Below are 24357 nucleotides of genomic sequence, written 5' to 3'. Positions count from 1 at the left end.
GTCAGAGGGCGGCGATCTGGTGGGCCAGCTCGACGTCGGCCTGGGTCAGGCCGCCCTCGGAATGGGTGGACAGGGTCAGCGTGACCTTGTTCCACCGGATGTCGATGTCCGGATGGTGGTTGGCGGCCTCGGCCAGGTCGCCCACCTTGTTCACGTACGCCAGCGCGGCCGCGAAATCGGCCAGCTCGGTCGTGGTACGGATCGCCGGCTCGCCCTCAACCCTGGACCAGTCGTCCAGGTCCGCCAGCTGGGTGTCCACTTCGTCGTCGGTGAGCAGTCGGGTCATGCCTGCCAGCCTTGACCGGCCGCCCGGGCCTGTCAAGGATCCTCGGGTCAGGTCGACTCGGCGATGCCGAGCCGGTTGGCCGTCGCCGTCGCGTTGCTCGCCGTCATCGGGGCGCCAGTCGCTACCCTGACCGGGTGAAGGAGTGGATCGAACGCGTCAAGGCACGTCCAGGCATCGCCCACCTGCTGCGGACCGGTGAGCGGTACACGACCCGGCTCGGCGACCAGTTCGGGGCGGCGATCACGTACTTCTCCGTGCTCGCGCTGGTGCCGATCCTCATGTTCGCGTTCTCGATCACCGGGTTCGTGCTGAGCAGCCGCGAGGATCTGATGCAGGCCGTCGTCGAGGCGGCGACCGCCGCTGTCGGTGCCACCGGCGGCGAGAGTGGCCAGAAGATCGCCGACATGATCGAAGAATTCCTGCGCAACTGGCCCGCCGTCGGCGCGGTCGGTCTGCTATCGGCCATGTATTCCGGCTCGGGCTGGATCGGCAACCTCAAGCAGGCCGTCCAGGGCCAGATGCGGGAGAACTTCGACTACGCGGAGAAGAAGGAGAACTTCCTGATCAAGCTCGGGGTCAACCTGTTGATCTTGATCGGCCTGCTGATCCTGATCGCGCTGACCTTCTCGCTGGCCAGCCTGTCCACCTCATTGAGCGGCACCGTAATCGGCTGGCTCGGGCTGGACGACCTGCCGTGGCTCCGCCCGGTGCTGTCACTGGTCCCGGTGATCATCTCGGTGGGTGCCGGTTGGGTGCTGTTCATGTATCTCTACACCGTGCTGCCGGAGTACCGGTTCCCGTGGCGTACGGTCCGCCGCGGCGCCCTGATCGGGTCGATCGGGCTCGGCGTGCTGCAGTATCTGACGAGTTTCCTGGTCGGCATCTTCACCGGGAACGCGGCGGCCGCCCTGTTCGGGCCGGTGATCGCCCTGATGCTCTTCTTCAACCTGTTCGCCCGGCTGATCCTCTTCGTCGCCGCCTGGATCGCGACCGCGCACCAGCCGGCGATCGCCCCGGTCCAGGTGGAGGAACGGGTACGGTTCGCGCTGCACTCCGAGCCCGCCGAGCCGGAACCGGTCCTGGTCCCGCAGGAGGTCGCGGTCCGCTCGGTCCGAGTCGGCATGGGCGCCGGCTACGTCACCGGCGCCGCGACCGGAGTCGGTATCGGCGCCGTGATCGCCGCCCTCGCCGCCCGCCTGGCCCGCCGCCGAGCCGACAAGAGTTCGTAACCGCGGCCGGCCGCAGTAACCCGCGAGCCTCCGCGCCCGGATCGGGACAGTTGGGGCCGCACCACTCGGACGAAGATCCGCCGTGTGGCCGACTCCACCACACGGTCAACTCCCGCACTCACTGAGTGGGAATGGCACGGAAGTCGCCTCCCGCCGTCCAGCTGATGGCGTCCACCTCACGATTCGACCGCAGTGGATCTCCGTCGTGACTGGAGCCCGTTGCAGCTTCGCACGGCGACGGGCTGCGTCGGCGCCCGCACCCGGACGGCGCCGACCTGAACCCTGCGCGTCCCGTGCGGTTCGCACCCGTGCAGGCAGGAGGTGGTGACACAAATCTGCAACGCAACCATCGCTCGTAGGCTGTGAAATCGATTGCGGGGACTGTTCCATTGCAGATTTGTGTCACCTGGCCAATACGAGGCCTGACCATCCACGCTCGACGGCGGGCCGCCCGGCACCGGGCCGCCCTTGCAACTCGGTGCCGCTCCGGCCGCTGTCCGCAGCAGCCAGTGAGCAGAATTGGAGCAGGTGCCGGGGGCTGGCTGCACCCTCTGCCGCGCGGTCAGTGCGCCGCGGCGGGTTGCGGGGCGGCCTGGCCGATGCCGGCAAGGAGATCGGTGAACCAGGGCTGGGCGATGTCGAACGGCTTGCCGCCCTTGATCCGCTCGAACTCGATCGCCCGCAGTTCGTCGCCGCGCTCCTCGTCCTGGCCGATCACGCCCGGCTCGCCGCGCAGGGCGGAGTCGACCGCGAGGTCGGTCATCGACTTGATCAGATCGAGGTCGCGCTGGTTGGCGGCGGCGGAGCGGGAGAAGTAGCCGGACTTCTGCACCATCACCTTCTCGGCGCCGATCTTCTCGGCGAACTTCGCGGCGAACCAGGCGCCCGGGTTGATCGTGTCGATCTTGACGTGGCCGAACGGGTCCCGCTCGACCTCCTCGCCGGAGCGCTCCAACTCGGCGACGATCGTGTCCAGGCCGGCGCCCTCGGACAGGAAGATGGTCACGTTGCCGACCTCGTCCATGATCGACCTCAACCGGACCGATTCCGCGTCGAGATCGATCACGGCCTCGGGAACGTACACGCCGTGCACCTCCCAGGCCGCCCGGCTGAGCCCGATCTCGGGCAGCCACTCGCGGGTGTCCAGCCAGTCCCGGTACGCCTGCGCGGTGGCCGCGGTGAGCCAGCCGCAGTGCCGGCCCATCACCTCGTGCACGATCAGCATCCGGGAGGCGGAGTTGTGCTCGCCGACGATGTTCTCGGCGAACCGGGCGCCCTGCTCGGCCGCGGTCCAGGCACCGAGCGACTGGCGGATCGGCACCACGTCGTTGTCGATCGTCTTCGGCAGCCCGACCACGGTGAGCGGGTAGTCGTGCTCGGCCAGATAGGCGGCCAGGTCGGCCGCGGTGGTGTTGGTGTCGTCGCCGCCGATGGTGTGCAGCACGTCCACGCCGTCGGAGGTCAGCCGCTCGGCCGCCGCCTGCAGCGGATCGACGCCCTCGGCCACCAGCCCGCGCTTCACCAGGTCCTTCGCGTTGGTCAGCTTGACCCGCGAGTTGCCGATGGGGGAGCCGCCGTACTCGTGCAGCAGGCCGGCCTTGGCCCGGACCTCGGGCGTGACGACGAGCGAGTCACCGGACAGCAGCCCCTGGTAGCCGTGCCGGTAGGCGATGATCTCGACCTCGGGGGCGAGTTCGGTGTAGCGCTGAATCAGCCCGCCGATGGCGGAGGAGAGGCACGGGGCGAACCCGCCGGCGGTGAGCAGTGCGACCTTCTTGACCATGGCGGTCATCCTAGGGTCCCCGGTCGTCGGTACGGTGACGACCCCGGACGCCGCGCGTCTCGGCCGGCGGGCTGCCGCAGCGGTCCGCGCGGAGTGATCAGGCGGGCTCGCAGAGCCGGGAGCTGCCCGGCTCGAGGTAGACCGCGCCGGGCCCGTCCGCGGCGACGGTGTCGTTCGGGTTCTGCAGGGAGCAGCGCTTCAGGCTGAGGCAGCCACAGCCGATGCAGTTGTCCAGTTCGTCCCGGAGTTTGATCAACCGGGCGATCTGCGCGTCGATCCGGGGCCGCCAGTCCCGGGACAGCCGCGCCCAGTCGGCCCGGGTCGGCGTCCGGTTGTCCGGCAGGCTGTCCATCGCCTCGGTGATCTCGGTCAGTGACAGGCCGACGCGCTGTGCCGACCGGATGAACGCGATCCGGCGCAGCATCGCCCGTTCGTAACGGCGCTGGTTGCCGGTGGTTCGACTCGCGGTGATCAAACCTTGCGATTCGTAGTAGCGCAGGGCCGACGGTGCCACCCCGGACCGGGCCGCCAGATCGCCGATGGTCAGCTGATCGCTCTTGTGCAGCATGATCACCAGACTAGTTCAAGCTGAAGCAAGCTTTAAGAGTGGTACGGATGACGGACAGAGATGGCGGCCTCGATCACTGCCGGGGCGGTGACGGCCTGGACGGTGGGCGGGTCGTCGCCCAGCCAGCGACGGCCCCGATCGACCCAGCCCGTCCGCAGGCCGACCCGTGCGGCACCTCGTACGTCCGCGTCGGGGTGATCACCGATCATCCAGGCTTCGCCGGGCGTCGGCGACCGGTCGAGGGCGATCCGGAAGATCTCTGGGTCGGGCTTCTTGCAGCCGACCGCCTCGGAGATGATCACGTCGTCCACCAGGTCGGCCAGCCCGGTCACCCGGAGCTTGCGCTGCTGCTGCCACTCGCTGCCGTTGCTGACCACCACCCGCCGGACGCCCTGCTCACCCAGCGAGGCGAGCTGCTCGGGGACCCCGGGAATCGGCGCGATCTCCTCGACGTGCTCGCGGAGCAGCCGTTCGACCAGCCGATCCCGGCTCTCCGCCAGCCCGAACCGCTCCCGGAGCGCCGCCGCGACCCGGTCCCGCGCGGTGTAGCCGTCCGCGTCAAGCTCGATCAACCAGTCCACGTCGCCCGGCCCGCCGCCCCGCTCGGCGACGAACCGACCGGCCCACGCCGAGAAGGCGGCCTCCCGGTCGACCAACGTGTTGTCGAGATCCATCAACAAGAGCACCCCCGAACCCTCCCCAACCCGCCGACCAGTCACAACCGCAGCCGTACTGTCGGCGTGTCGCTGCAGAAATGACCTGTCGGTGGGGCGCCGGAGTCTGAGGTCGGCGGAGTGCTGGCGAGGTCGGTTGGGCGGTGGCCGAGAGGCAGGGGTCGGGTCCGCTGGGAGGTGGCCGGGCCGGAGGTCGCGAGACGGGCTGGCATGGCCGCGCCGGAGATCGGGAGACGCTGGGAAAGGGTCGAGCGCGAGGGGTCGGCTCGATAGCTGGGAGATGGCCGCGGCGGAGGTCGAAGGCGGTTGGAATGGTCGAGAGACCCAGGGTTGACCGAGTGGCTGGGTGATGGCCCGGCGGCCGGGGTCAGGCTCGGTTGGGCGGCGGCCGAGCAGCCGGGCCAGGGGGAGGGCCCGGTGATGGCCGAGCGCCGGAGTTGGGGACGGTCGGGCGAGGGCCGAGTCCAGGGACGAGGGACGCCCGGGGACGGCCTGGCTGGAGGTCGGGGTCAGCTGGGTTGGCTGCGCCAGGGTCGGGGACGGCTGGCATGGCCGGGCGGGGACGGCTGGGTCAGGCCAGGTGCAGGCGGAGGAGGCGCAGGGAGGAACGGGGATTGTCAGTCGGCGGATGCGGAACTGTTGGTGGCCGAGCGACGGGGTCCGCTGGGAGGTGGTCGGACCGGAAGTCGGGGTCGGCGGGGAGGTGTCGGATCGGAGGTCGGAAGTAGGCGGAGAGGTTGAGGTCGGGGGTCGGCTGTGAATGGTCGAGCGCCTGGGGTCGGCTGGATGGTGGGAATGACCGCGTCGGGGGGAGGGTCGGTTGGCTCGTCGAGCGCTCGGTTCGGGGTCGGTTGGTTGGGAGTTGGCCCGGGGTTCGGGCGCGTACGGCCGCACGGCGCGGCCAGTTGCCGAATGCCGGCAATCCCCGGGCACGACCGAAGATTCTTCGGCTTCGACCCAACGGCCCGTTACCCAGGCCGAACGCGGTTTGTCGAGTGGCGACATAACGACCCATCTGGCGCGAATCGCGGTCGTAAACGTCACTCTCGATGAACCCCAAGAACCGCCACGGACACGGTGCGGGTAGCGGACGCGAAATCTTGCGGTTTGGCCCACTGCGATCCGGATTCGGCAGCCACCTCCGGGCTGCGGAGGCGGGGAGCGGTCGCGGATCCAGCGCGGACACCGTAGGAACCCCGGTTGGGGCTGAGCAGGCGGGATGCGCGGGCTGAGGGCGCTGTCCGGGGTCAGTCGGCGAGTTGGGGGAAGGCGGCTTCGGGGGTGCCGACGGTGTGGCCGGTGCCGAGTTGGCGATGGAGGCGATCGGCGCCGTCCGGGACGAACGGGGTCAGTTCGGTGGCCAGGGTCCGACAGACCGTGAGGGCGGTGGCCAGGATGAGGTCCAGGTTCGGGTCGGGCTCCGGAAGTCGCCAGGGTTCGGTCTGCTGGAGATACCGGTTGGCGGTACGGGCGACGTCGATCAGCGCCGTGGTCGCCGCTCGCAGGTCGAAGCGGGCGAGCGCCGCGTCGATCTTGCCGGGCAGGGCTTCGGCTCCGGCCAGCAGGTTGCTTCCGGCGGGACCCGGATCCGGGTCCAAACTGCCCAGCCGGCAGGACCGCCGCCGATTGATCAGAGTGACGGTTCGGTTGACCAGGTTGCCCACGCCGTTGGCGAGGTCGGAGTCGTGCCGCTCGATCAGGGCTCGTTCGGTGAAGTCGGTGTCGCCGATCCGGGCCACCCCGGCGGCCAACCACCAACGCACCGCGTCAGCTCCGTACGAATCAACGACCGCTGCGGGATCGGCCGAACCGCCGGTGGACTTGGAGATCTTGGCGCCGTCCACGGTGAGGTAGTCGTGGACGAAGATCGCGGTCGGCAGCGGCAGTCCCGCGGACAGCAGTTGGCCGAGCCAGGTCAGCGCGTGGAACCGGACGATGCCCTTGCCGATCACGTGGATCCGTTCGGCAGAGCTCTGCCACCAGCGCCGGTAGTCCGGGCCGTCGTCGGCATACCCGAGTGAGGTCAGGTAGTTGGCCAGGGCGTCCCACCAGACGTAGATCACCTGACCCGGATCACCGGGCACGCCGATGCCCCAGCCGTCGGCGCGCGCGGCCGGGCGGGACACGCTGACGTCGGGCAGCCCGGCGTCGATCAGGCCGAGGATCTCGTTGCGCCGCGGCTCGGGCTCGATCCGCACCTCGCCCGAGCTGATCAAGGTCCGGATCGCCGCCGCGTACCGACTCAGGGCGAAGAACCAGTTCTCCTCCTCGACCGGCTCCGGCTCGACGCCGTGTTCGGGGCAGCGGCCGTCGACAAGATCATCGTCGACGTAGAACTGCTCGCAGCCGGCGCAATACAGACCGCGGTACGTGCGCCGGGTGAAATCGCCGGCCTCGGCACAGCGGCGCCAGATCCGTTGCACGCCCGGCGCGTGCCGGGGATCGCTGCCGGTCCGGATGAAATCGTCCAGGCTCAGCCCGAGCGGCTCGGCCAGCCGTTGGAAGGCGTCCGCGTTCTCGGCGACGAAGGTGGCCGGGTCCACGCCGGCCTGGCGGGCGGCGGTGACGTTCTTCAGGGCGTTGTCGTCGGTCCCGCTGAGCAGGCGTACGGAACGGCCGCGGTGGCGGTGGTGCCGGGCGAGCACGTCGGCCTGGACGAACTCCAGGGCGTGGCCGAGATGGGGCCGCGCGTTGACGTACGGAATCGAGGTGGTCAGGTAAACAGTCATCGTGAACTCCCGGAAGGTGGCGACACCTCGGAGTTCGGCCACCCCGCGATGCCGCGGGGTGGATGGGCGCAGGCCGGATTACCCCGTGGGCGGGGTCATCATGATCGGCGTGCGGAACATGTCGACCAGCCTAACCAGGTCGCACCCGCAGCCGCCCACCCTTTTCCGCCGGTACGGTCAGCGCAGCCGCTCCGCCGACGCGAGGAACCGGCGGCCCAGCTCCGGCGCGCCGTAGCGCAGGCAGTACAGACCGGTTGACACGCGCTCCAGGAAGCCCCACTCCCAGATCACCTCGGCGTCGACCCCGGCTCGCCGCGCCAGCAAGCGGCAGTACCCGCGGAGCAGCGCGTCCGGATCGTCCGTCCCGGCCAGCTCGGGGAGCCAGTCCCGCAGCACCACGCCGAGGTCGTAGCCGGGATCGGCGAGGAAGCCGTCCGGGTCGACGAACACGTATCCGTCGCCACGGCGGAGCAGCGCGTTGGCCGGATGCGGATCGCCGTGCACCACGACCGAGCGGTCCGGGTCGTACGCGGCCGCGCGCCGCTCCGCGTACCCCAGAGCCGTCTCGATCACCCGCTCCGGACCCGGCCGCCCGAGCGCCGGCCAGGCCTCGCCGATGAACGCACCCAAGGAGGCGGCCTTCTCCGGCGCGCCCGGCGGAGCGGCCGGCCGGGGCACCAGCCAGGCCTCCCGCAGCAGGGCGCAGAGCACCTCGATGGTGCGCTCCGGCGATGACCCGGCCGTTTCCAGCGACGGCCCGAGACCTTCCACCAGCAAGGCGTTCCGGGCCTCGTCGAAGCGTTGCAGCCGGGCGTAGCCGCGACCGCCGGCCCGGCGCAGCGTGTCGGCCTGCTCGGCCAGCGGGCCGTCCGGCTGCCCGAGCTTCAGCACCACCGGCTCACCGTTTCCGTCCGTCGCCCGCAGCACCAGCGACGCGCTGCCACCGGACAGCGGTTCGCCGATGGTGAGTGCCCAGTCGGCGGCCAGTCCGGCCACCAGGTCTGGCAGCCCGGCCAACCAGGCGGCGCCGCTCGGCCCGAGCGAACACGCCCGGTCGCGGACCCGGTCCGGCAAGGTGAACATGAGCCGAAGACTAAGCGAGTGCGATCATCGTCACAGTGTCTTAACGCGCCGACGCGGCGACAGTCTCGATCAACGCCGCCGGGCGGGTTAGTATGCCGCTCATGACGGAGGCGGACCGCTTGAGGTTCAGGTACGCCGCCCGAACCGATGTCGGTCTGGTCCGCCCGCATAACGAGGATTCCGGCTTTGCCGGCCCGTATCTGCTTCTGGTCGCCGACGGCGTGGGCGGCGCTGCAGCCGGGGAGATCGCATCGGCGAGCACGGCATTTGCTTTGAGTTCGGCTGCGATCGTTCATGATCATCCCGATCTGACCGGTTTCCTGGCCGAGGTGATCGAGGTCGCCCACCGGCAACTGCGCGACGACGCCGAGTTGCATCCGGAGCGTCGCGGGATGTCCACGACGCTGACCGCGATCATGTCCGACGGCGAAACCTGCGCCATGGCACACGTCGGGGACTCGAGGGCTTACCTGCTCCGGGACGGCTTCCTGACCCAGCTCAGTCATGATCACACGCTCGTGCAGCGGTTGATCGACACCGGCGAGCTGACCGAGGAGGAGGCGCTGAGCTACCCGTACCGAAGCGTGGTGCTGCAGGCGGTCGACGACCGGCAGCCGCCGGTGCCCGACCTGTGCGAGCTGGAGCTGATGGTGGGGGACCGGCTGCTGATCTGCAGCGACGGCCTGAGCGACCTGGTCGACGATCAGCAGATCGCCGACCTGCTCTACATCCACGACCTGGACGACGCGGCGAAGGCGTTGATCGCGGCGGCAGTGGACCGCGGCGGGCGGGACAACATCACCTGCGTGATCGGCGAGGTCGAGACCGGTCCACTGATCCGCCGGCACGGTCACTTCGTCGGCGCCTGCGGCCCGGACAACCTGATCGATCCGACGCCGGTCCGGCTGTCCTCAGCGCCGGTTCGGATGGGCGCCTAGCCAGGTCGCGCGGCCGAACCGGTCGCCATTCCCGCGCGCCGGCTTTTCTACTAGGGTCGGACGATGGCGAAGTACTTCGATGTGCACCCGGACAATCCCCAGCCCCGCGCCATCGGACAGGTCGTCGACCTGGTACGCGACGGCGCGCTGATCGCCTATCCGACGGACTCCTGCTACGCGCTCGGCTGCCAGCTCGGCAACCGGGACGGGCTGGAGCGGATCCGGCGGATCCGGCAGTTGGACGACAAACACCATTTCACGCTGGTCTGTCGGGAGTTCGCCCAGCTGGGCCAGTTCGTCCACATCGACAACGCCGTGTTCCGCAGCATCAAGGCGGTCACGCCGGGCAGTTACACGTTCATCCTGCCGGCCACCAAGGAGGTGCCGCGGCAGATGCTGCACCAGAAGAAGAAGACCGTCGGGGTACGGATTCCGGACCACACCACCACCCAGGCGCTGCTCGCCGCCCTGGGCGAGCCGATGCTGTCCAGCACCCTGCTGCTGCCCGGCGAGGAGGACCCGCTGACCCAGGGCTGGGAGATCAAGGACCGGCTGGACCCCGACCTGGACGCGGTCGTGGACTCCGGTGACTGCGGCGCCGAGCCGACGACGGTGATCGACTTCTCCGACGGAGCGCCGGAGGTGGTCCGGGTCGGGGCGGGCAACCCGGCCCCGTTCGAGTGAGGAGGCCGCGATGCGGTCGATCTGGAAGGGCGCGATCTCGTTCGGTCTGGTCAATGTGCCGGTCAAGCTGTACAGCGCGACCGAGGACCACGACCTGTCGCTGCACCAGGTGCACGACGCCGACGGCGGCCGGATCCGCTATCAGCGGCGCTGCGAGGTGTGCGGCAAGATCGTCGAGTACGAGAACATCGACAAGGCCTACGACGACGGCAGCACCACCATCGTCCTGACCGAAGATGATCTTGCCTCGCTGCCGGAGGAGCGGAGCAAATCGATCGACGTGTCGCAGTTCGTGCCGAGTGATCAACTCGATCCGATCACCTTCGACCGGAGCTATTTCCTCGAGCCGGACAAGGCTGCCGTGAAGCCGTACAAGCTGCTCCGGGACGCGCTCGCCGAATCGGACCGGACCGCGATCGTCACCTTCGCGCTACGGCAGAAGACGCGGCTCGCCGCGCTGCGGGTCCGGGACAAGGTGATCATGCTGCAGACCCTGCTCTGGGACGACGAGGTACGCGAAGCCGACTTCGACGTGCTGTCGTCGAGCGCCTCGGTGACCAAGCAGGAGAAGAAGATGGCCTCGTCGTTGATCGACAGCCTGTCCGGCGATTTCCGCCCGGACGCGTTCACCGACGAGTACCAGGAGCAGCTGCGGATCCTGATCGAGGCGAAGAAGGCCGAGGGTGAGGCCCTGGACACGGCGGCCACGTTCGGCGTCGAGGAGGGCGAGGGCGAGCCCGGCGCCGAGGTGATCGACCTGGTCGAGGCGCTCCGGCGCAGCGTCGAGTCGGTCGGCGGTCGCCGTACCGGGAAGAAGGCGGCCAAGAAGACGACCGGCAAGAAGACGACTGCCAAGAAGTCGTCGGCGAAGAAGAGCAGCAAGAAGACGGCTGCCAAGAAGTCCTCAGCCAAGAAGCCGGCGGCGAAGAAGAAGGCCAGCTGACGAACGTTCCCTGAGCCGAATCCAACCGAACCCCGCCGAAGCGGCTGGGCCGAAGTCGCGGCTGTCGCGGCAAGGTGCGGGCGCGCGGCTCGCCGAGCGGACGATGGGACCTCGATTCCGGGCGAGGTTCCCCGGTCAAGCAGTCCGCTCGGTGCTGCAGGGGCTCCGAGCGTGACGCAACGGGCGCGGTGAACGGGAGTGATGCGCGCACGGCCGGGCCGGAGTGTCGCGATTTCTCTTCGCATCGGGGAGTGCAACGTTGCATCGGGCGGCGGATTCAAGCTGCTGTCGCAACAGTGAGTAGTTGATCAAGCTTCTCAGCGGGGGTCTGGTAGTTCAAGACTTTGCGGGGGCGTGTGTTGAGCAGGCGCTCGACTTCGGCGACTTGCTGGTCGGTGATCTTGGTGAAGTCGGTGCCTTTGGGGAAGAATTCTCGGATCAGTCCGTTGCCGTTCTCGTTGGTCGGGCGTTGCCAGGGCGAGTGGGGATCGCAGAAGAACACGGGGCAACCGGTCGCGATGGTGAACCGGGCATGTTCGGCCATCTCCACGCCCTGGTCCCAGGTCAACGATCGCCACAACGCTGCGGGGAGCCGGGCGGCCATCTCGGTGAGCCGGTCGGTCACGGTCGCGGCGTCATGGACGGTGATGCGGCTGATCAGGCAGAACCGGGTGTTGCGTTCGAACAGGGTGATCAGCGCCGAGCGCTGGTCACCGCCGATGATCAGATCGCCTTCCCAGTGGCCGGGCACGGCCCGGTCAGCGGCCTCGGCTGGTCGGGCCGTGATCTTGGCCTCGCCGATCCAGGACCGGTTGGACCGTGGTCCGAGTTTGGACCGGGGACGGCGGCTGGTCCGGCCCGACCGCAACGCCTTCTCCACGGCCAGCTCGTGCCGCAACGCTCCGGCGCCCTGGACATACAGGGCCTGGTAGATCGTTTCGTGGCTCACCTGCATAGCGTCACGCCCGGCGAAGTCTCGGGCCAGCCTGCCGGCGATCTGCTCGGGTGACTGCTTGGCGTTCAACCGGGCGATCACCTCGTCCCACAGCTCGGTCCCGGGCCTGAGCTTGACCCGGTCCGACTTCGGCCGCCGCCGCCGCTCGTCGGCCCGCCGCTGAGCGATCTTGCACCGGTAACGACCGTCCACGCTGCCGGCCTCGACCTCACGCTTCACCGTCGACCGGTGCACCCCCAGCTCTCGGGCGATCGCAGCATGCCGCCGGCGTTCCCGGAGCCGGATCGCGATCACCACCCGCCCGGCCAGCGTCAACCTGAACCGCCCCGGGGTGTCGGGAGGCTTCATTAGTTGGAGGATGAAGTCATGGCACGTCCGTCGAAGTATCCCCGCGAGGTGCGGGAGCGTGCGGTCCGGCTGGTCGCTGAGGCGCTGGAGCGCGGCGCTTACCCGTCCGAGTTCGAAGCGATCCGCACGATCGCGGACCAGCTCGGGATCGGGTCGGCCGAGACCGTCCGGAAGTGGGTCCGCCGGGCCGAAGTTGATCATGGTCAGCGGCCGGGCAAGACCAGCGAGGAAATCGCTGAGATCAAGGCGTTGAAGAAGGAGAACGCCGAGTTGCGCCGAGCGAACGAGATCCTCAAGAGCGCGTCGGCTTTCTTCGCGGCGGAGCTCGACCGCCCACCCAGGTACTGATCGTGTTCATCGACGAACACCGGGACCGGTTCGGGGTCGAGCCGATCTGTCGCGTGCTGACCGAGCACGGGATCAAGATCGCCCCGTCCACCTACTACGAGGCCCGTAACCGGCCGCCATCTCGGCGGGCGTTACGAGACACCGAGATCGTCGAGTTGATCAAGACCGCCCGGCAGCAGCGGTTCGTCGACGGGTTCGGTGCTCGGAAGCTGTGGCTGTATCTGCGCCGACAGGGCCACGACGTGGCCCGGTGCACGGTCGAGCGGTTGATGGCACAAAACGGCTGGCACGGCGCACTCAGGGGCAAGCAGGTGCGAACCACGATCGCCGACCCCAAGCAAGCCCGAGCGGCTGATCTGGTCGACCGGGACTTCACCGCGCCGGCGCCGAACCGGCTCTGGGTCGCCGACTTCACCTACGTGCCGACCTGGGCCGGCACCGTCTACGTCGCGTTCATCATCGACGTCTACTCCCGGATGATCGTCGGCTGGCGAGCCGCCACCACCATGACCACCGAACTCGTCCTGGACACCCTCGAACACGCGCTCTGGACCCGCCATCAAGCCGGGATCACCGACCTCACCGGCCTGGTCCACCACACCGACGCCGGCTCCCAATACACCTCGTTCGCCTTCACCAGCAGGCTGATCGAGGCCGGCGTCGACCCCTCCGTCGGTTCAGTGGGCGACGCCTACGACAACGCCCTCGCCGAGTCCCAGATCGGCCTCTACAAGAGCGAAATGATCCGACGCTGCGGGCCTTGGCGCAATGTTGATCATGTCGAGATCGAGACCCTGCACTGGGTCCACTGGTTCAACCACGAACGCACCCACGAAGCCATCGACGACCTCACACCCATCGAGGTCGAAACCGCGTACTACGCTGCAAGAAACCGTCTCAGCCCGACCGGGTAGAGACACAACCCGAAGCGTCCGGAAAACCCGGGGCGGTTCAACCGGCCGTTCTCATCCAGATAGTCACCCTCGGGCAGCACCCGCGGCTGCCGCGACCGCGGCGACCGCCGAAACGCACTGACCCCAGGGATCCCACCGATCCGACCCGGCTGCAACTCCATGCCCGCCAGATTGGCCCACCGCATCGCGCTCCGCCGGTTAACACCGACCCGGCGCGCCGCCTCCGAGCACGACTCGCCCGCCGCCACCAACTCCAACACCCGCGCCCGCAAACCAGCATCGACCGCCACAACAACCTCCAAGATCGTTGTTGCGACGACCGTCTGAGCCCGCCGGCCGTTGCGGTCGATGCCAAGAGAAATCGCGACATCTCACGAACGGGGTCGGTGGATCCGGGCTGAGCAAGGCGGAAAGGCCAGGCCGGATGTGCCCTGGCCCTTCGACAGGCTCAGGGCAGGGTGGTGGGTTGGCTTCAGGGCGCGGTTGAGCGGCGGACGAGTTCGAAGCAGGCGACGGCTGCCGCGCTGGCGACGTTGAGCGACTCCACGGGGCCGGGCATCGGGATGGTGACCCAGTCGGTGATCAATTCGGCGACGTGCGGGGTGACGCCGTCGGTCTCGCTGCCGAGAACGAGCGCGACGGCCGGACCGAGTTCCACGGTGAAGATCGAATGATCACCGGACGCGGCGAGGCCGACCAGTTGGAAGCCGGCGTCGCGGAGCTGCCGGGCCGCCTCGGCCGCGGTGCCCGACCGCAGCACGGGTGCCCGGAACGCGACGCCGGCGGAGGCCTTGATCACCAGCGGGTCGATGCTGGCGACGCCGCGGTGCGGGACGACGATGCCGTCCAGGCCGGCGGCGGTCGCGGTGCGCAGGATCATGCCGACGTTGCTCGGCGTACGCACTCCGTCCAGCAGCAAGATCCGGCTCGGCCGGTCCGGTCCGTCCAAAGCGGCGGCCAGTGTCCGCATGCCGGGGGCGATGACGTCGGCGAGCACCCCGTTGTCGTGCTTGCCGTTGCCGGACAGCAGCTTGATCCGGTGCGCCGGGGCCCGCTGCACCTCGACGCCGCGGTCGCGGGCGGTCGACTCGATCTGGCGGGCCGCCGGGCCGCGCTCGCCGTCGGCGATCATCACCTTGTCGATGGCCAGGCCGGGGTCGTCCAGGGCCGCCTGCACGGGCCGATGGCCGTACACGGTGATGAAGCGGTCCTTCGGTGAGTCGGCCCTGGGCATGGCGGAGAGCCTACGCCGGGGCTCAGAAGGACGCGGGCGGGATCCTCGCCTCGGCCCGGTAGCCCTCGAACAAGGGGCCGCCGAACTGGTCCAGGATCTGCTCCGCCAGCTTGGCGATCGGGCCGGGGTCGCCGGTCCAGGCGGACCGTGCGGCGCCGAGCAGGTCGTCCTGCCAGCGGCTGCCGGTCTCGGCGTCGAACCGCTCCAACTCGGTCACCAGCGCCTTGCCGCGGCCGACCCAGCGCTTCGAGCCCGCCAGCAGCAGGTCGGCCGAGGATTCCAGCAGACCGGTGCCGATCATCCCGATCCGGTCCTGGTCCGTGGCGCCGCGCAGGTCGTCCAGCAGGTCGGTGATCCGGTACCGGCGGGAGTCCAACTCGGACTGGCTGAGCGGCTCGGGGCCGGTCCGCAACCAGTCCAGGCAGCGCCGCTGCCAGATGGCGCCGGAGCCGTCGCTGTCGGCGAGGACGATCGACTCGCCTATCAACCGGATCGTGGACGGCCGACGGCTCTCCAGACTCTGCTCACAGAAGTACGTCAGCGAGTCCTCGGTCTGGACGAAGAACTCGACCGGATAACCCTCGTACCGCTCGGCGGAGCGATAGGGGGCCGGCGGACCGGGCAGCAACACGGTCAGGTCGAGGTCGGAGGTGGGCGTCGCGGTTTCGGACACGAAGCTCCCGCCCAGCCAGGCGGCCCGGAGGTTGGGGAAGCGATCCCGGACCAGCGCGCGGGCGAGGTCGACGAGCTGGAAGTCGATCACCCGGTACATTCTGCGGCCTTTTCGTGATTTTGGTACCGGAAATCGTGATTCCGTCTCATTGGACACGCCTCTGAGCAGGGCGGATCGTCGGTTTCCGGGTGCGGCGTCATCCGTCCGCCGTCGGGTACCACTAACATCGGCGCAATGACGTCCTGGCCCGGTCTGCCGCTCAGCAAGTTCGCCGCTACGACGGTCCGGGTGGTCGCCTCCGCATGATCGCTCTGCTCTCGGCCGGCGCTGTCGGCCTGCTGTTCAGCCTGCTGGTCACGCCGGTCGCGATGCGGCTGTACGCCCGCTGGGGCTGGGGCCAGCCGATCCGGGTGGACGGCCCGACGACCCACGAGGTGAAGCGCGGCACGCCGACCATGGGCGGGCTCGTCTTCATCACCGGGTCGCTGGTGGGCTACTTCATCGGGCACCTGGTCGGCCCGGGCGTGCCGATCTCGCCGAGCGCCCTGCTGGTGATCCTGATGCTGGTCGGCCACGGCATCGTCGGCTTCCTGGACGACTTCACCAAGACCCGGCTGCAGCGCAGTCTGGGCCTGACCGGCTGGCAGAAGATCGCCGGCCAGGTGACGGTCAGCACCCTGTTCGCGATCCTGGCGTTGCAGTTCGCCGACCCGCTGACCGGGCTGACGCCGGCGTCGACGGCGATCTCGTTCACCCGGGACATCCCGTGGCTCAACCTGGCCGGGCTCGGCCTGGTCGGCGTCGTGCTGGTGCTGATCTGGATCAACCTGCTGGCGGTCGCGACCTCGAACGGGGTCAACGTCACCGACGGTCAGGACGGCCTGGCCACCGGCTCGACGATCCTGGCCCTGTCGGCGTTCATCTTCATCGGCTTCTTCCAGTCCAGCCAGGCCTGCCAGAGCGCGACCAGGTCGCTGGAGCACGCCTGCTTCCAGGTCCGGGACCCGCTCGACCTGGCGATCGTCGCGACGGCCCTGTCCGGCAGCCTGATCGGCTTCCTCTGGTGGAACGCGCCGCCGGCCAAGATCATTATGGGCGACACCGGCGCCCTCGGCCTCGGCGGCGCACTCGCCGCGCTGGCCGTGCTGAGCCGGACCGAGCTGCTGCTGATCATCATCGGCGGACTGTTCTGCGTGATCACCGGCTCGGTGATCGTGCAGCGGGCGTACTTCAAACTGACCAAGGGCAAGCGGATCTTCCTGATGAGTCCGTTGCACCACCACTTCGAGCTCAAGGGCTGGGCCGAGGTGACGATCACGATCCGGTTCTGGATCATCGCCGGCGTCTTCATGATCATCGGCGTCGGCATCTTCTACGTCAGCTGGCTCGGCACCTGAGCCTGGCCGGTCAGGACGCCGGCCGGATCTCGAGCGCGCGGGGCGGCACCGGCTCGGCGAGCGTACGCAGCGGTCGGCGGCCCGGGGTGATCGAGCCGAGGACGGACGGGTGCCGGGCTCCGGTCGTCGACGGCAGGGTGCCGGGCAGCCCGTGCACGGTGAGGAAGCCGAGCAGCGCGAACAGGATCGCCTCCTTGGCCGCCGACGGCAGCCCGAGCTCGTCGGCGGACCGCAGCGGCACCGGGCCCAGCAGCGCCGCCAGCCGGCCGGCCAGCGTCGGGTTGCGCAGCCCGCCGCCGGCCGCGACCACCTCGGTCGGGTCGTGCCGCAGGATCGCCTCGGCCACGGTGCGCGCGGTCAGTTCGGTCAGCGTCGCCAGCGCGTCGTCCAGGGAGTCCTCGTCCAGGCTGAGGATGCCGTCGAGATGGCCGAGGTGGAACAGTTCCTTGCCGGTCGACTTCGGCGGTAGCCGGCGATAGTACGGCGCCGCGAGCAACCGGTGCAGCGCCTCCGGCAGCACCCGGCCGCGGGCCGCCCGGGCCCCGTCGCGGTCATACGGTTCGCCGGTGACGGCCCGGACCGCCGCGTCGAGCAGGGCGTTGGCCGGCCCGGTGTCGTACGCCAGCGGACGGTCGGTGCCGAGGTCGACGGTGATGTTCGCGATCCCGCCGAGGTTGAGCGCGACCGGGTTGCCGGGCCGGGACCGCAGCCACAGCACGTCGAGCAGCCCGACCAGCGGAGCGCCCTGGCCGCCGGCGGCGATGTCGCGGGTCCGGAAGTCGGCCACCACGGGCAGCCCGGTCCGTTCCGCGATCCAGGCCGGCTGGCCGATTTGCAGGGTGCCGCGGGCGGCGCCGTCCTCGACCCAGTGGTAGACGGTCTGCCCGTGCGACGCGACCAGGTCGGCCCGGCCGTCGCACAACTCGTCGACGGCCGCGGCGGCGACGTCGGCGAAGCACCGGCCGATCTCGGTGTCCAGCCGGCAGACCGTCTCCAGGTCGACCGGGTGCGGCGGCAGTGCGGCGGTGATCGCCGCCCGGAGCGGTTCCGGGTACGGACGGGAGATCAGCCCGAGCGGCCGCAGCACGATCACGTCCCCGTCGAACGCAAGCTCGACCGCTGCGGCGTCGACCGCGTCGAACGAGGTCCCCGACATCATCCCGATCACCCGTAGCGGCACTGAGTCACCGTAACCGACAAACCTGCCGGCCCTCCTAGGCGACGTCGGGCCGGGTCAGCAAGGGCGCCCGCAGGTGCAGGATCAGGTCGGGGCTGGTCAGCGGCACGGTGCTCCAGGTCGCGGTCGCCCGACCGTCCCGGATCGGCGGTGCCGACACCATCGGGAACGCCAGCCGGCCCAGCCGATCGTCGTCCGCGGCGTCGTCCGGGTGATCGATGCCGGGCAGCAGGCAGTCGTGGACGGCGGCGGTCGTCGTCCCGTCCGGCCCGTCGCCGGCGGTCGTCACGACGACCAGGTCGTGCTCCGGATAGACCAGGTGGAACCGAACGCGGCGCCGCCGGCCACCCGGTCCCACTCGGCGTGGTCGATGCCCAACGGCCGGAACAGCCGCGCGTTCAGGAACTCCGGCAGGCCGCGGCCGGTCACGCGTTCCACCATCCGGGCCAGCACGTAGGTGGTCGCGTTGAGGCTGTCGTCCGGGTGCCCGGCCGTCATCGACAGCAGATGGTGAACGGTGAGCCGGCGGCCCTGGTCGGCCATCTCCGCCGGAACGTGATCGGGCAGGACGTCCACCACTCGGTCGTCCAACGACAACAGCCCGTCGGCGATCGCGAGCCCCACCGCCGTCGAGGTGAACGACTTCGTCAGCGAATACAACAGGTGCGGACGATCGGCCGAGTACGGTGCCCACCAGCCTTCGGCGACCACGTGGCCGCGGCGGACGATCATGATCGAATGAGCTTCGACAGCTCCGTCGTCGAGCCGGTCGAGCAGCTCGGCGATCGACCGGGAGGACACGCCGCACGCTGCCGGCGTCGACCGTGGCAACAGGGCTGGCAACACGGCGTCACGGTAGCCGACGACGGCAACTGCTTTTAGCCTTGGACGGGTGCGCCCGCCGACGTACAGCCCGTGACAGTGATGTCAGAGAAGGAGCTCCGTCCATGATCAACGACACTCCGCAGAACCATCCGGACGTCTGGTCCCGGCGCCGGGTGCTGGCCCTCGCCGGTACGGGTTTCGCCGGTACCGCCTGGCTGGCGGCCCGCCCGCTGGACCCGCTCACCGCGGCCGCCGCGACCGGCTTCGAGGCACTCCGTGATCGCTTCCGCGCGCTGCATCTCGGCCCGCCGTTCGACGCGACCGCCGAACCGTTCAAGTCCGCACTGGCGACCATGATCACCACGGCGTCGGGCTACGCCGACACGTTCGCGCCACGCCCCGGAGCGCTCTGGCCGGACCTCGACTACGCTGATCCGAAGCCGGACACGGACCCGGAGTCGTTCGGCTACTCGGCCCGGGTCACCAGCTCCTACACGCGGCTGCTCACGCTCGCCGAGGCCTATGTCAGGTCGGGCACGACGATGTCGGGCGACGCGGCCGTGCTGGGCAAGATCATCGCCGGGCTCGATCAGCTGGACGCGGAGGTGTACGGCGCCGACCGGCCCAGGTTCGGCAACTGGTGGGACTTCCAGATCGGTTCGCCGCAACGGCTCGCGAGCACCGCGGCGTTGATCTTCGACCAGCTGACCGCTGATCAACGAGCCCGCTACGCCGCGGCGATCAAACGCTACGTTCCCGATGACGCTGTCGCCCACTACACCGGCACCAGCACCGGGGCGAACCGGGTCGACCTGTGCCGGGCGATCATCGGCGGCGCCCTGCTCACCGATGACGCGGCCCGGATGGCCGTCGCGCGGGACGCGTTCTCGCCCGTGTTCCCGTACGTGATCACGGGGGACGGCTATTACGCCGACGGCTCGTTCATCCAGCACACCACCGTTCCCTACATCGGCGGTTACGGCTCCGTGCTGATCGCCGGGCTGGGCTGGGCGTTCGCGCTGCTGTCCGGGTCGGAGTGGGAGATCGTCGACCCGAACCGGGAGCTGTTCCTGGCCACGATCGACACGGCGACGGCGCCGTTGATCTTCAACGGGCTGATGATGGACAACGTGTCCGGCCGCGGGATCAGCCGCAGCGGGAGCAGCGAGTTCGGCCGCGGCACTCCGGTGCTCGGAGCGATCGCGGTGATCGCGGACGGCGTCGACGCGGAGCGGGCCGCCCGGTGGCGTTCCATGATCAAAGGCTGGCTGGACCGCAACGACGTCGCCCCGCCGCTGACCGATCCGCGCCAGCCGCTGGTCCGGTTGAGCAACCTGAAGTCGATCATGGACGACGCGGCGATCACGCCGGCGCCGGAGCCGGTCGAGCACCGGGTCTTCGGCAGCATGGACCGGGTGACGCACCGCCGGCCGGGGTGGGCGGCGGCGATCTCGATGTCGTCCCGCCGGATCTCGTACTACGAGGTGGGCAACGGGGAGAATCTGCGCGGTTACCACACCGGCTCGGGCTGGCTGCAGTGGTGGACCGACGCGACGATCGGCCAGTTCTCCGACGCCTTCTGGCCGACCGTCGACCCGTACCGGCTGGCCGGGACGACCACGTCGCTGAAGCCGCTGCCGGACGGCGCCGGCGGGAATTGGGGCGCGGCGAAACCGGACACCGCCTGGGCCGGCGGCTGCACCGACGGCGAGTTCGGGGTGGCCGGCCAGGAGGTCCGTGGGCTGGAGTCGACGATGCGGGCCCGGAAGTCCTGGTTCAGCCTGGACGAAGGAATCGTCTGCCTCGGCGCCGGCATCGAGGCCGGCGACGGCCACGAGGTCGACTCCGTGATCGAGAACCGGCAGGTCGACGACGACGCCGGACTGGTCGTCGACGGCGAACGGCTGGCGCTCTCCGACGGGGTGCCGGCCCGGCTGCGCCGGCCCCGCTGGGCCCATCTCGACGGCCACGCCGGCTACGTGTTCCCGGCGCCGGTCCGGGTCACCGCCCTCGACCAGCGGCGGACCGGGCGGTGGCGGGACATCAACAACGGCGGGCCGACCGACGCGATCACCCGGCGGTATCTCGCTCTCTATGTCGATCATGGGGTCGACCCGGCCGGTGCCGACTACGCGTACCTGATCTTGCCCGGTGCCACGGCGAAGCGCACCGCGGAACTGGCCGGTCCGGCGCAGCGTGGCCGGATCAAGATCATGGCGAATTCGGCTGCGGCTCAGGGGATCGAGGTCGCTCACCTCGGCCTGACCGCGGCGAACTTCTGGGCGGCGGCCCGGGTCGGATCGCTCGCCTCGTCCGGGCCGGCCTCGGTCATGGTCCGGGGCGGCGACGATCGGACGGCGCTGATCTGCGTCTCGGATCCGACCCGGTCCGGCACCGGCCTGACGATCACCTGGGACCGGCCGGTGGCCGCGGTGATCGACCAGCCCGAGACGGTGACCAAGATCAGCACCGGTGGTCGGCTGGTGATCGAGTTCGCCTCGCTGGCGGACCGGGCCGGCGGCACCCAACGGATCCGGGTCCGGCTGCCCTGACGGTGCCGGGCCCGCCGCCGGGCGGGCGTGAGAGCATGCGGTCCATGACCGTACGACCTGCGCCGGAGGAGTTGGCCGCCCGGTTGCCGCGCTTGTTCGCGCCGAGCCGGATCGACTACGCCAACTGCGAGATCACGTTCACCGTCGATCCGGTCCCGGACGACGCGATCAACCGGCTGCACCTGTTGGCGATCACCGCGGACGGCGGCGTCGTCGTCTGCGAGAGCGTGGAGGGGTGGCGGTTCCTGCCCGGCGGCCGCCGTGAGCCGGGGGAGTCGGTCGACGAGCTGGCCCACCGGGAGGCGATGGAGGAGGCCGGCCTGCGGCTGGACGGCCCGCCGGTCGTGTTCGGGGCGCACGTCGCGGTCAGCGGTGACCCGGTGCCGCATCGTGATCATTTCGCGCATCCGCTCGGCTACTGGGCGTACGCGCACGCGCCGGCCACCGTCGTCGCGGCTCCGACCAGCCCGCCGGACGCCGAGCAGATCACCGGCGTGCACACGCTGCCGGCCGACCGGGCGATCGACTTCTTGGAGCAGCACGACCCCGACCACGCCGACGTGGTACGGCTTGCCGTGTTGACCGGGATCCTCTGAGGCCTGACAGACTGAGCGGCCGTGAAGCGTCCTTGGGTGATCGGAGCGGTCGCGCTCGGCGTGGTGATCATGGTCGTCGCCGTGATCGCGGTGGTCGGGGTCGTCGGCGACCAGCCGGCGGCGCAGCCGGACCGGCCGGACCTCCCGGTGAACAGCGCACTGATCGAGCAGGCGCATCCCGATCCGGGCTGCGCGAAGGTGCCGCGGCCGAAGCCGTCCGGAGCGGGAGACGTGCGCCTCGGGGTGATCCGGCTGCGCGGTCATTGTCTGGTGTCGGAGACCGTGCTGGTCGCCGCTGCGGACGCGGAGCCGAAGTTGGCCGAGCTGCGCCAGCAGCCCGACGTGGTGGCGGCCGACCGGGTGCAGTCCGCGCTGCCGCCGCCGCGGCGGCCGGAGGACCCGCATCCCGCCGTCGACGGGCAACCGGAGCGGCAGTGGGGCCTGGACAGCCTGGGTGGCGCGGCGGCACTCCGGGACCTCTGGCCCGACGACGCACCGGAGATCCGGGTCGGCGTCGTCGACAGCGGGATCGACGCCGGGCATGCCGAGTTCGGCGACCGGGTGATCAAGGTCAAGGACACCGAACTCGGCACCGACGACTACGCCTCCCACGGAACGACCGTGGCGGGCGTGATCGGGGCCGCCGACGACGGCACCGGTGTCACCGGGGTGGCACCGAACGTGAAGTTCCTCGATGCGCAGTACTGGCGCAACGGTGACGATGTCGGCGAGGTGGGCATCCACGACGAGATCATCTGGGCGGTCGATCAGGGCGCCCGGGTGATCAATGCCTCGGCCGGCGCCCACGACGACTCGCTGCTTCGCTCCGCCTACGCGTACGCGGAGCTGAGCCGGGTGGTGATCATCCCGGCCGCCGGCAACTGCGGCGGCACCGGCCGGCGGATCACACTGCCCTGGGAGCGCGAGTACGACCGCAAGAACTGTGCCCGGCCGAACGCGGTGTCCGGCCAGGCCGACCAGCCGACCGCGCTCGCCGTCGGCGCGCACACCGAGGACGGCGAGCGGGCCGATTTCTCCACCGCGAACCGGACCGTGATGATCAGCGCGCCCGGCCAGGACATCCTGTCCGCCTGCGTCACCACGGAGGCGGGGCCACGCACCCTGTGTACGGATACGGGCACCTCGTTCGCCGCGCCGTTCGTGGCCGGTGCGGCGGCGATCCTGCTGGCCAGGCATCCGGAAGCCCGGCCGGCCGACGTCCGGCAGGCGTTGATCATGACCGCTGACCCGGTCGGCACCGAACGCGGCCAGCGCAACGATGAGTACGGCTACGGCAAGCTCAACGTGATCGCCGCCGCGAAGTACCTCGATGATCATCCGCCGGAGCCGCTGCCCGAGCCGCCGGTGATCACCGCGGCCCAGATCACCGGGATCGAGTCCGCCGCTCACCGTACCGAATTGATCTTGGACTCGGGCAAGAAGATCGCGGTGCAGCAGCTGGATCCGGAAGGCGCGACGCCGGACCTCGCGTTCAGCGCGGACGGCGCCTGGTTCGCCGCCGTCGACGGGAAGAGGTTGACCGTCGTCGACGCGTACACCGGACGGCAGCAGTCGACCGCCTGCGACTGTGGCGGGGTCGCGTTCAACACGAAGAACCAGGTGCTCACCGCCCAGGTCGGCGGCGGCTCGGTCAAGGTCGCCCAGTACGACCCGCTGACCACCGACTGGACCGGTACCACGTACGCGCCCGAGCTCCACCCGAGCGAGAGCGGGGCCGCCAAGATCGTCGGGGCCGCCGGGGACGTCGCCCTGCTGGCCGTCGGACCTGAGCAGGTCAATCTCGACGAGCTCGTGGCGGTCTGGCCGGACAGCACGACCATCAGACTGCTCAGCACGCAGGAGGGCATCGGCAGGGTTGCCGCCTCACCCGACGGCCGGTACGTGGTCGCCGCCGGAATGCCGTACTGCTACAACGATCCGCGCCAGTTCCGGCTGATCGATCTGGAGCGGAGCAGGGCGGCTGGCCGGGCGTACGCGAAGTGGCTGACGCCGTCGGCGATCTTGTCCTGCGCGGCGACTTCACTGCACTTCGAGGGCAACAAGCTCTACGCCGCCTGGATCGCCGCCACGGACGGCGTACGGGACAGCTGCCCGAAGCCGAGCAAGGACAACCTGGGCAGCGAGCCGGTCGCTTCGCACCTCGAGATCGGCGAGTTCGAGGCGTCCGACGCCTACACCAACGATCCGTGGGCGAAGCTCACCTGCGGGTCAGCCGGCGTCTGGCACCTGTCCAACGGCGAGCAGCTCCGGCTGGAGCCGGGCCCGCTGATGCCGTCCACCGACCGGACGCCGTACAACTACCGGCTGGTCCGGGTCCAGCCGGGCGGCAAGCCCGACCGGGAGCTGGCCGAGCGCGCCGAGGTCATCGTCGTCCGACCGCGCTGAGCCTGGCAGACTGAC

22 protein-coding genes and 1 other annotated feature are annotated in these 24357 nt (G+C 69.9%); of the genes, 9 read left to right on the top strand and 13 right to left on the bottom strand.

The window, feature by feature from the left end; translation table 11 throughout:
- Position 1 precedes the first annotated feature (1 nt).
- The gene (locus BKA15_RS00360) at positions 2–286 is read right to left on the bottom strand and encodes a 4a-hydroxytetrahydrobiopterin dehydratase (protein WP_179747629.1); all 285 of its coding nucleotides are present in this window, start codon (positions 284–286) and stop codon (positions 2–4) included.
- Positions 287–420: 134 nt separating this feature from the next.
- Here BKA15_RS00360 and BKA15_RS00355 point away from each other — a divergent pair, with 134 nt between their 5' ends.
- Positions 421–1515, top strand: a complete 1095-nt coding sequence (locus tag BKA15_RS00355) for a YhjD/YihY/BrkB family envelope integrity protein (RefSeq protein ID WP_179747628.1) — start codon at positions 421–423, stop codon at positions 1513–1515.
- 562 nt (positions 1516–2077) lie between these two features.
- On the opposite strand, the gene BKA15_RS00350 is transcribed toward BKA15_RS00355, so the two are convergent.
- From BKA15_RS00350 to BKA15_RS00330, 5 genes are all read right to left on the bottom strand, one after another.
- Positions 2078–3298, bottom strand: a complete 1221-nt coding sequence (locus tag BKA15_RS00350) for a pyrophosphate--fructose-6-phosphate 1-phosphotransferase (protein WP_179747627.1) — start codon at positions 3296–3298, stop codon at positions 2078–2080.
- Between the two features lie 97 nt (positions 3299–3395).
- Positions 3396–3866 (bottom strand): redox-sensitive transcriptional activator SoxR, encoded by a 471-nt coding sequence (gene soxR / locus BKA15_RS00345; RefSeq protein WP_179747626.1) that lies wholly within the window; start codon positions 3864–3866, stop codon positions 3396–3398.
- A 32-nt stretch (positions 3867–3898) separates the two neighbouring features.
- The gene (locus tag BKA15_RS00340) at positions 3899–4552 is read right to left on the bottom strand and encodes an HAD family hydrolase (RefSeq protein WP_179747625.1); all 654 of its coding nucleotides are present in this window, start codon (positions 4550–4552) and stop codon (positions 3899–3901) included.
- Positions 4553–5787: 1235 nt separating this feature from the next.
- Positions 5788–7269, bottom strand: coding sequence for a methionine--tRNA ligase (gene metG / locus BKA15_RS00335; RefSeq protein WP_179747624.1), 1482 nt, complete (start codon positions 7267–7269; stop codon positions 5788–5790).
- Between the two features lie 177 nt (positions 7270–7446).
- Positions 7447–8352, bottom strand: a complete 906-nt coding sequence (locus BKA15_RS00330) for an aminoglycoside phosphotransferase family protein (protein WP_179747623.1) — start codon at positions 8350–8352, stop codon at positions 7447–7449.
- Positions 8353–8444: 92 nt separating this feature from the next.
- Between BKA15_RS00330 and BKA15_RS00325 the strand changes: the two genes are divergently transcribed.
- The 3 genes from BKA15_RS00325 to ku all read left to right on the top strand — a co-directional run bounded on the left by BKA15_RS00325 (position 8445) and on the right by ku (position 10917).
- Positions 8445–9290, top strand: coding sequence for a PP2C family protein-serine/threonine phosphatase (locus BKA15_RS00325; RefSeq protein WP_312878776.1), 846 nt, complete (start codon positions 8445–8447; stop codon positions 9288–9290).
- Between the two features lie 63 nt (positions 9291–9353).
- The gene (locus tag BKA15_RS00320) at positions 9354–9974 is read left to right on the top strand and encodes an L-threonylcarbamoyladenylate synthase (RefSeq protein WP_179747621.1); all 621 of its coding nucleotides are present in this window, start codon (positions 9354–9356) and stop codon (positions 9972–9974) included.
- 10 nt (positions 9975–9984) lie between these two features.
- Positions 9985–10917 (top strand): non-homologous end joining protein Ku, encoded by a 933-nt coding sequence (gene ku / locus BKA15_RS00315; protein WP_179747620.1) that lies wholly within the window; start codon positions 9985–9987, stop codon positions 10915–10917.
- A gap of 277 nt (positions 10918–11194) precedes the next feature.
- On the opposite strand, the gene BKA15_RS00310 is transcribed toward ku, so the two are convergent.
- Positions 11195–12220 (bottom strand): IS30 family transposase, encoded by a 1026-nt coding sequence (locus BKA15_RS00310; protein WP_179747619.1) that lies wholly within the window; start codon positions 12218–12220, stop codon positions 11195–11197.
- An 18-nt stretch (positions 12221–12238) separates the two neighbouring features.
- On the opposite strand from BKA15_RS00310, the gene BKA15_RS00305 reads away from it, so the two are divergent.
- A protein-coding gene (locus BKA15_RS00305; protein ID WP_179747618.1) for an IS3 family transposase occupies positions 12239–13482 on the top strand; the annotation gives its coding sequence in 2 pieces (ribosomal slippage) (positions 12239–12527 and positions 12527–13482; 1245 coding nt in all).
- Positions 12526–12654 (top strand) — a sequence feature (AL1L pseudoknot). (Overlaps the previous gene by 129 nt.)
- Here BKA15_RS00305 and BKA15_RS37170 read toward each other — a convergent pair.
- The 3 genes from BKA15_RS37170 to BKA15_RS00290 form a co-directional block, all read right to left on the bottom strand.
- Positions 13446–13742, bottom strand: a complete 297-nt coding sequence (locus tag BKA15_RS37170; protein ID WP_376766823.1) for a helix-turn-helix domain-containing protein — start codon at positions 13740–13742, stop codon at positions 13446–13448. The genes BKA15_RS00305 and BKA15_RS37170 overlap by 37 nt on opposite strands.
- A 212-nt stretch (positions 13743–13954) precedes the next feature.
- Positions 13955–14716: a TrmH family RNA methyltransferase gene (locus tag BKA15_RS00295; protein WP_179747616.1), complete on the bottom strand. Its 762-nt coding sequence runs from the start codon at positions 14714–14716 to the stop codon at positions 13955–13957.
- 22 nt (positions 14717–14738) lie between these two features.
- Complete coding sequence (locus tag BKA15_RS00290; protein ID WP_179747615.1) at positions 14739–15479, bottom strand: nucleotidyltransferase domain-containing protein; 741 nt, start codon at positions 15477–15479, stop codon at positions 14739–14741.
- A gap of 212 nt (positions 15480–15691) precedes the next feature.
- Here BKA15_RS00290 and mraY point away from each other — a divergent pair, with 212 nt between their 5' ends.
- Positions 15692–16786: a phospho-N-acetylmuramoyl-pentapeptide-transferase gene (gene mraY, locus BKA15_RS00285; RefSeq protein WP_179747614.1), complete on the top strand. Its 1095-nt coding sequence runs from the start codon at positions 15692–15694 to the stop codon at positions 16784–16786.
- Positions 16787–16796: 10 nt separating this feature from the next.
- On the opposite strand, the gene BKA15_RS00280 is transcribed toward mraY, so the two are convergent.
- From BKA15_RS00280 to BKA15_RS34655, 3 genes are read right to left on the bottom strand one after another with little or no spacing between them, the layout of a single operon-like run.
- Positions 16797–17966 (bottom strand): anhydro-N-acetylmuramic acid kinase, encoded by a 1170-nt coding sequence (locus BKA15_RS00280; RefSeq protein WP_312878775.1) that lies wholly within the window; start codon positions 17964–17966, stop codon positions 16797–16799.
- A 34-nt stretch (positions 17967–18000) separates the two neighbouring features.
- Complete coding sequence (locus BKA15_RS34660; RefSeq protein ID WP_218870998.1) at positions 18001–18252, bottom strand: hypothetical protein; 252 nt, start codon at positions 18250–18252, stop codon at positions 18001–18003.
- Entirely contained in the window at positions 18249–18809 is a 561-nt protein-coding gene (locus tag BKA15_RS34655) for a serine hydrolase domain-containing protein (protein ID WP_218870997.1), read from the bottom strand. Before BKA15_RS34655 ends, BKA15_RS34660 begins: the two co-directional genes overlap by 4 nt.
- A 101-nt stretch (positions 18810–18910) precedes the next feature.
- Between BKA15_RS34655 and BKA15_RS00270 the strand changes: the two genes are divergently transcribed.
- From BKA15_RS00270 to BKA15_RS00260, 3 genes are read left to right on the top strand one after another with little or no spacing between them, the layout of a single operon-like run.
- On the top strand, positions 18911–21340 hold the full coding sequence (locus tag BKA15_RS00270) for a polysaccharide lyase 8 family protein (protein ID WP_179747613.1): 2430 nt from the start codon (positions 18911–18913) through the stop codon (positions 21338–21340).
- Between the two features lie 44 nt (positions 21341–21384).
- On the top strand, positions 21385–21936 hold the full coding sequence (locus BKA15_RS00265; protein ID WP_179747612.1) for an NUDIX hydrolase: 552 nt from the start codon (positions 21385–21387) through the stop codon (positions 21934–21936).
- Between the two features lie 21 nt (positions 21937–21957).
- Positions 21958–24342, top strand: a complete 2385-nt coding sequence (locus BKA15_RS00260; RefSeq protein WP_179747611.1) for a S8 family serine peptidase — start codon at positions 21958–21960, stop codon at positions 24340–24342.
- Positions 24343–24357 lie beyond the last annotated feature (15 nt).

Origin of the sequence: Microlunatus parietis (genome assembly GCF_013407955.1) — a bacterium.
GTDB classification, from domain to species: Bacteria; Actinomycetota; Actinomycetes; order Propionibacteriales; family Propionibacteriaceae; genus Microlunatus; species Microlunatus parietis.
This window is presented reverse-complemented; position numbering and strand designations above follow the sequence as displayed.

Coding starts and splice junctions, on each gene's coding strand:
- BKA15_RS00350 (WP_179747627.1), bottom strand. CDS start 3,298: ATGGTCAAGAAGGTCGCACTGCTCACCGCCGGCGGGTTCGCCCCGTGC.
- BKA15_RS00270 (WP_179747613.1), top strand. CDS start 18,911: ATGATCAACGACACTCCGCAGAACCATCCGGACGTCTGGTCCCGGCGC.
- BKA15_RS00295 (WP_179747616.1), bottom strand. CDS start 14,716: ATGCCCAGGGCCGACTCACCGAAGGACCGCTTCATCACCGTGTACGGC.
- metG (WP_179747624.1), bottom strand. CDS start 7,269: ATGACTGTTTACCTGACCACCTCGATTCCGTACGTCAACGCGCGGCCC.
- BKA15_RS00325 (WP_312878776.1), top strand. CDS start 8,445: ATGCCGCTCATGACGGAGGCGGACCGCTTGAGGTTCAGGTACGCCGCC.
- mraY (WP_179747614.1), top strand. CDS start 15,692: ATGATCGCTCTGCTCTCGGCCGGCGCTGTCGGCCTGCTGTTCAGCCTG.
- BKA15_RS00310 (WP_179747619.1), bottom strand. CDS start 12,220: ATGAAGCCTCCCGACACCCCGGGGCGGTTCAGGTTGACGCTGGCCGGG.
- BKA15_RS00265 (WP_179747612.1), top strand. CDS start 21,385: ATGACCGTACGACCTGCGCCGGAGGAGTTGGCCGCCCGGTTGCCGCGC.
- ku (WP_179747620.1), top strand. CDS start 9,985: ATGCGGTCGATCTGGAAGGGCGCGATCTCGTTCGGTCTGGTCAATGTG.
- BKA15_RS00330 (WP_179747623.1), bottom strand. CDS start 8,352: ATGTTCACCTTGCCGGACCGGGTCCGCGACCGGGCGTGTTCGCTCGGG.
- BKA15_RS00360 (WP_179747629.1), bottom strand. CDS start 286: ATGACCCGACTGCTCACCGACGACGAAGTGGACACCCAGCTGGCGGAC.
- BKA15_RS00320 (WP_179747621.1), top strand. CDS start 9,354: ATGGCGAAGTACTTCGATGTGCACCCGGACAATCCCCAGCCCCGCGCC.
- soxR (WP_179747626.1), bottom strand. CDS start 3,866: ATGCTGCACAAGAGCGATCAGCTGACCATCGGCGATCTGGCGGCCCGG.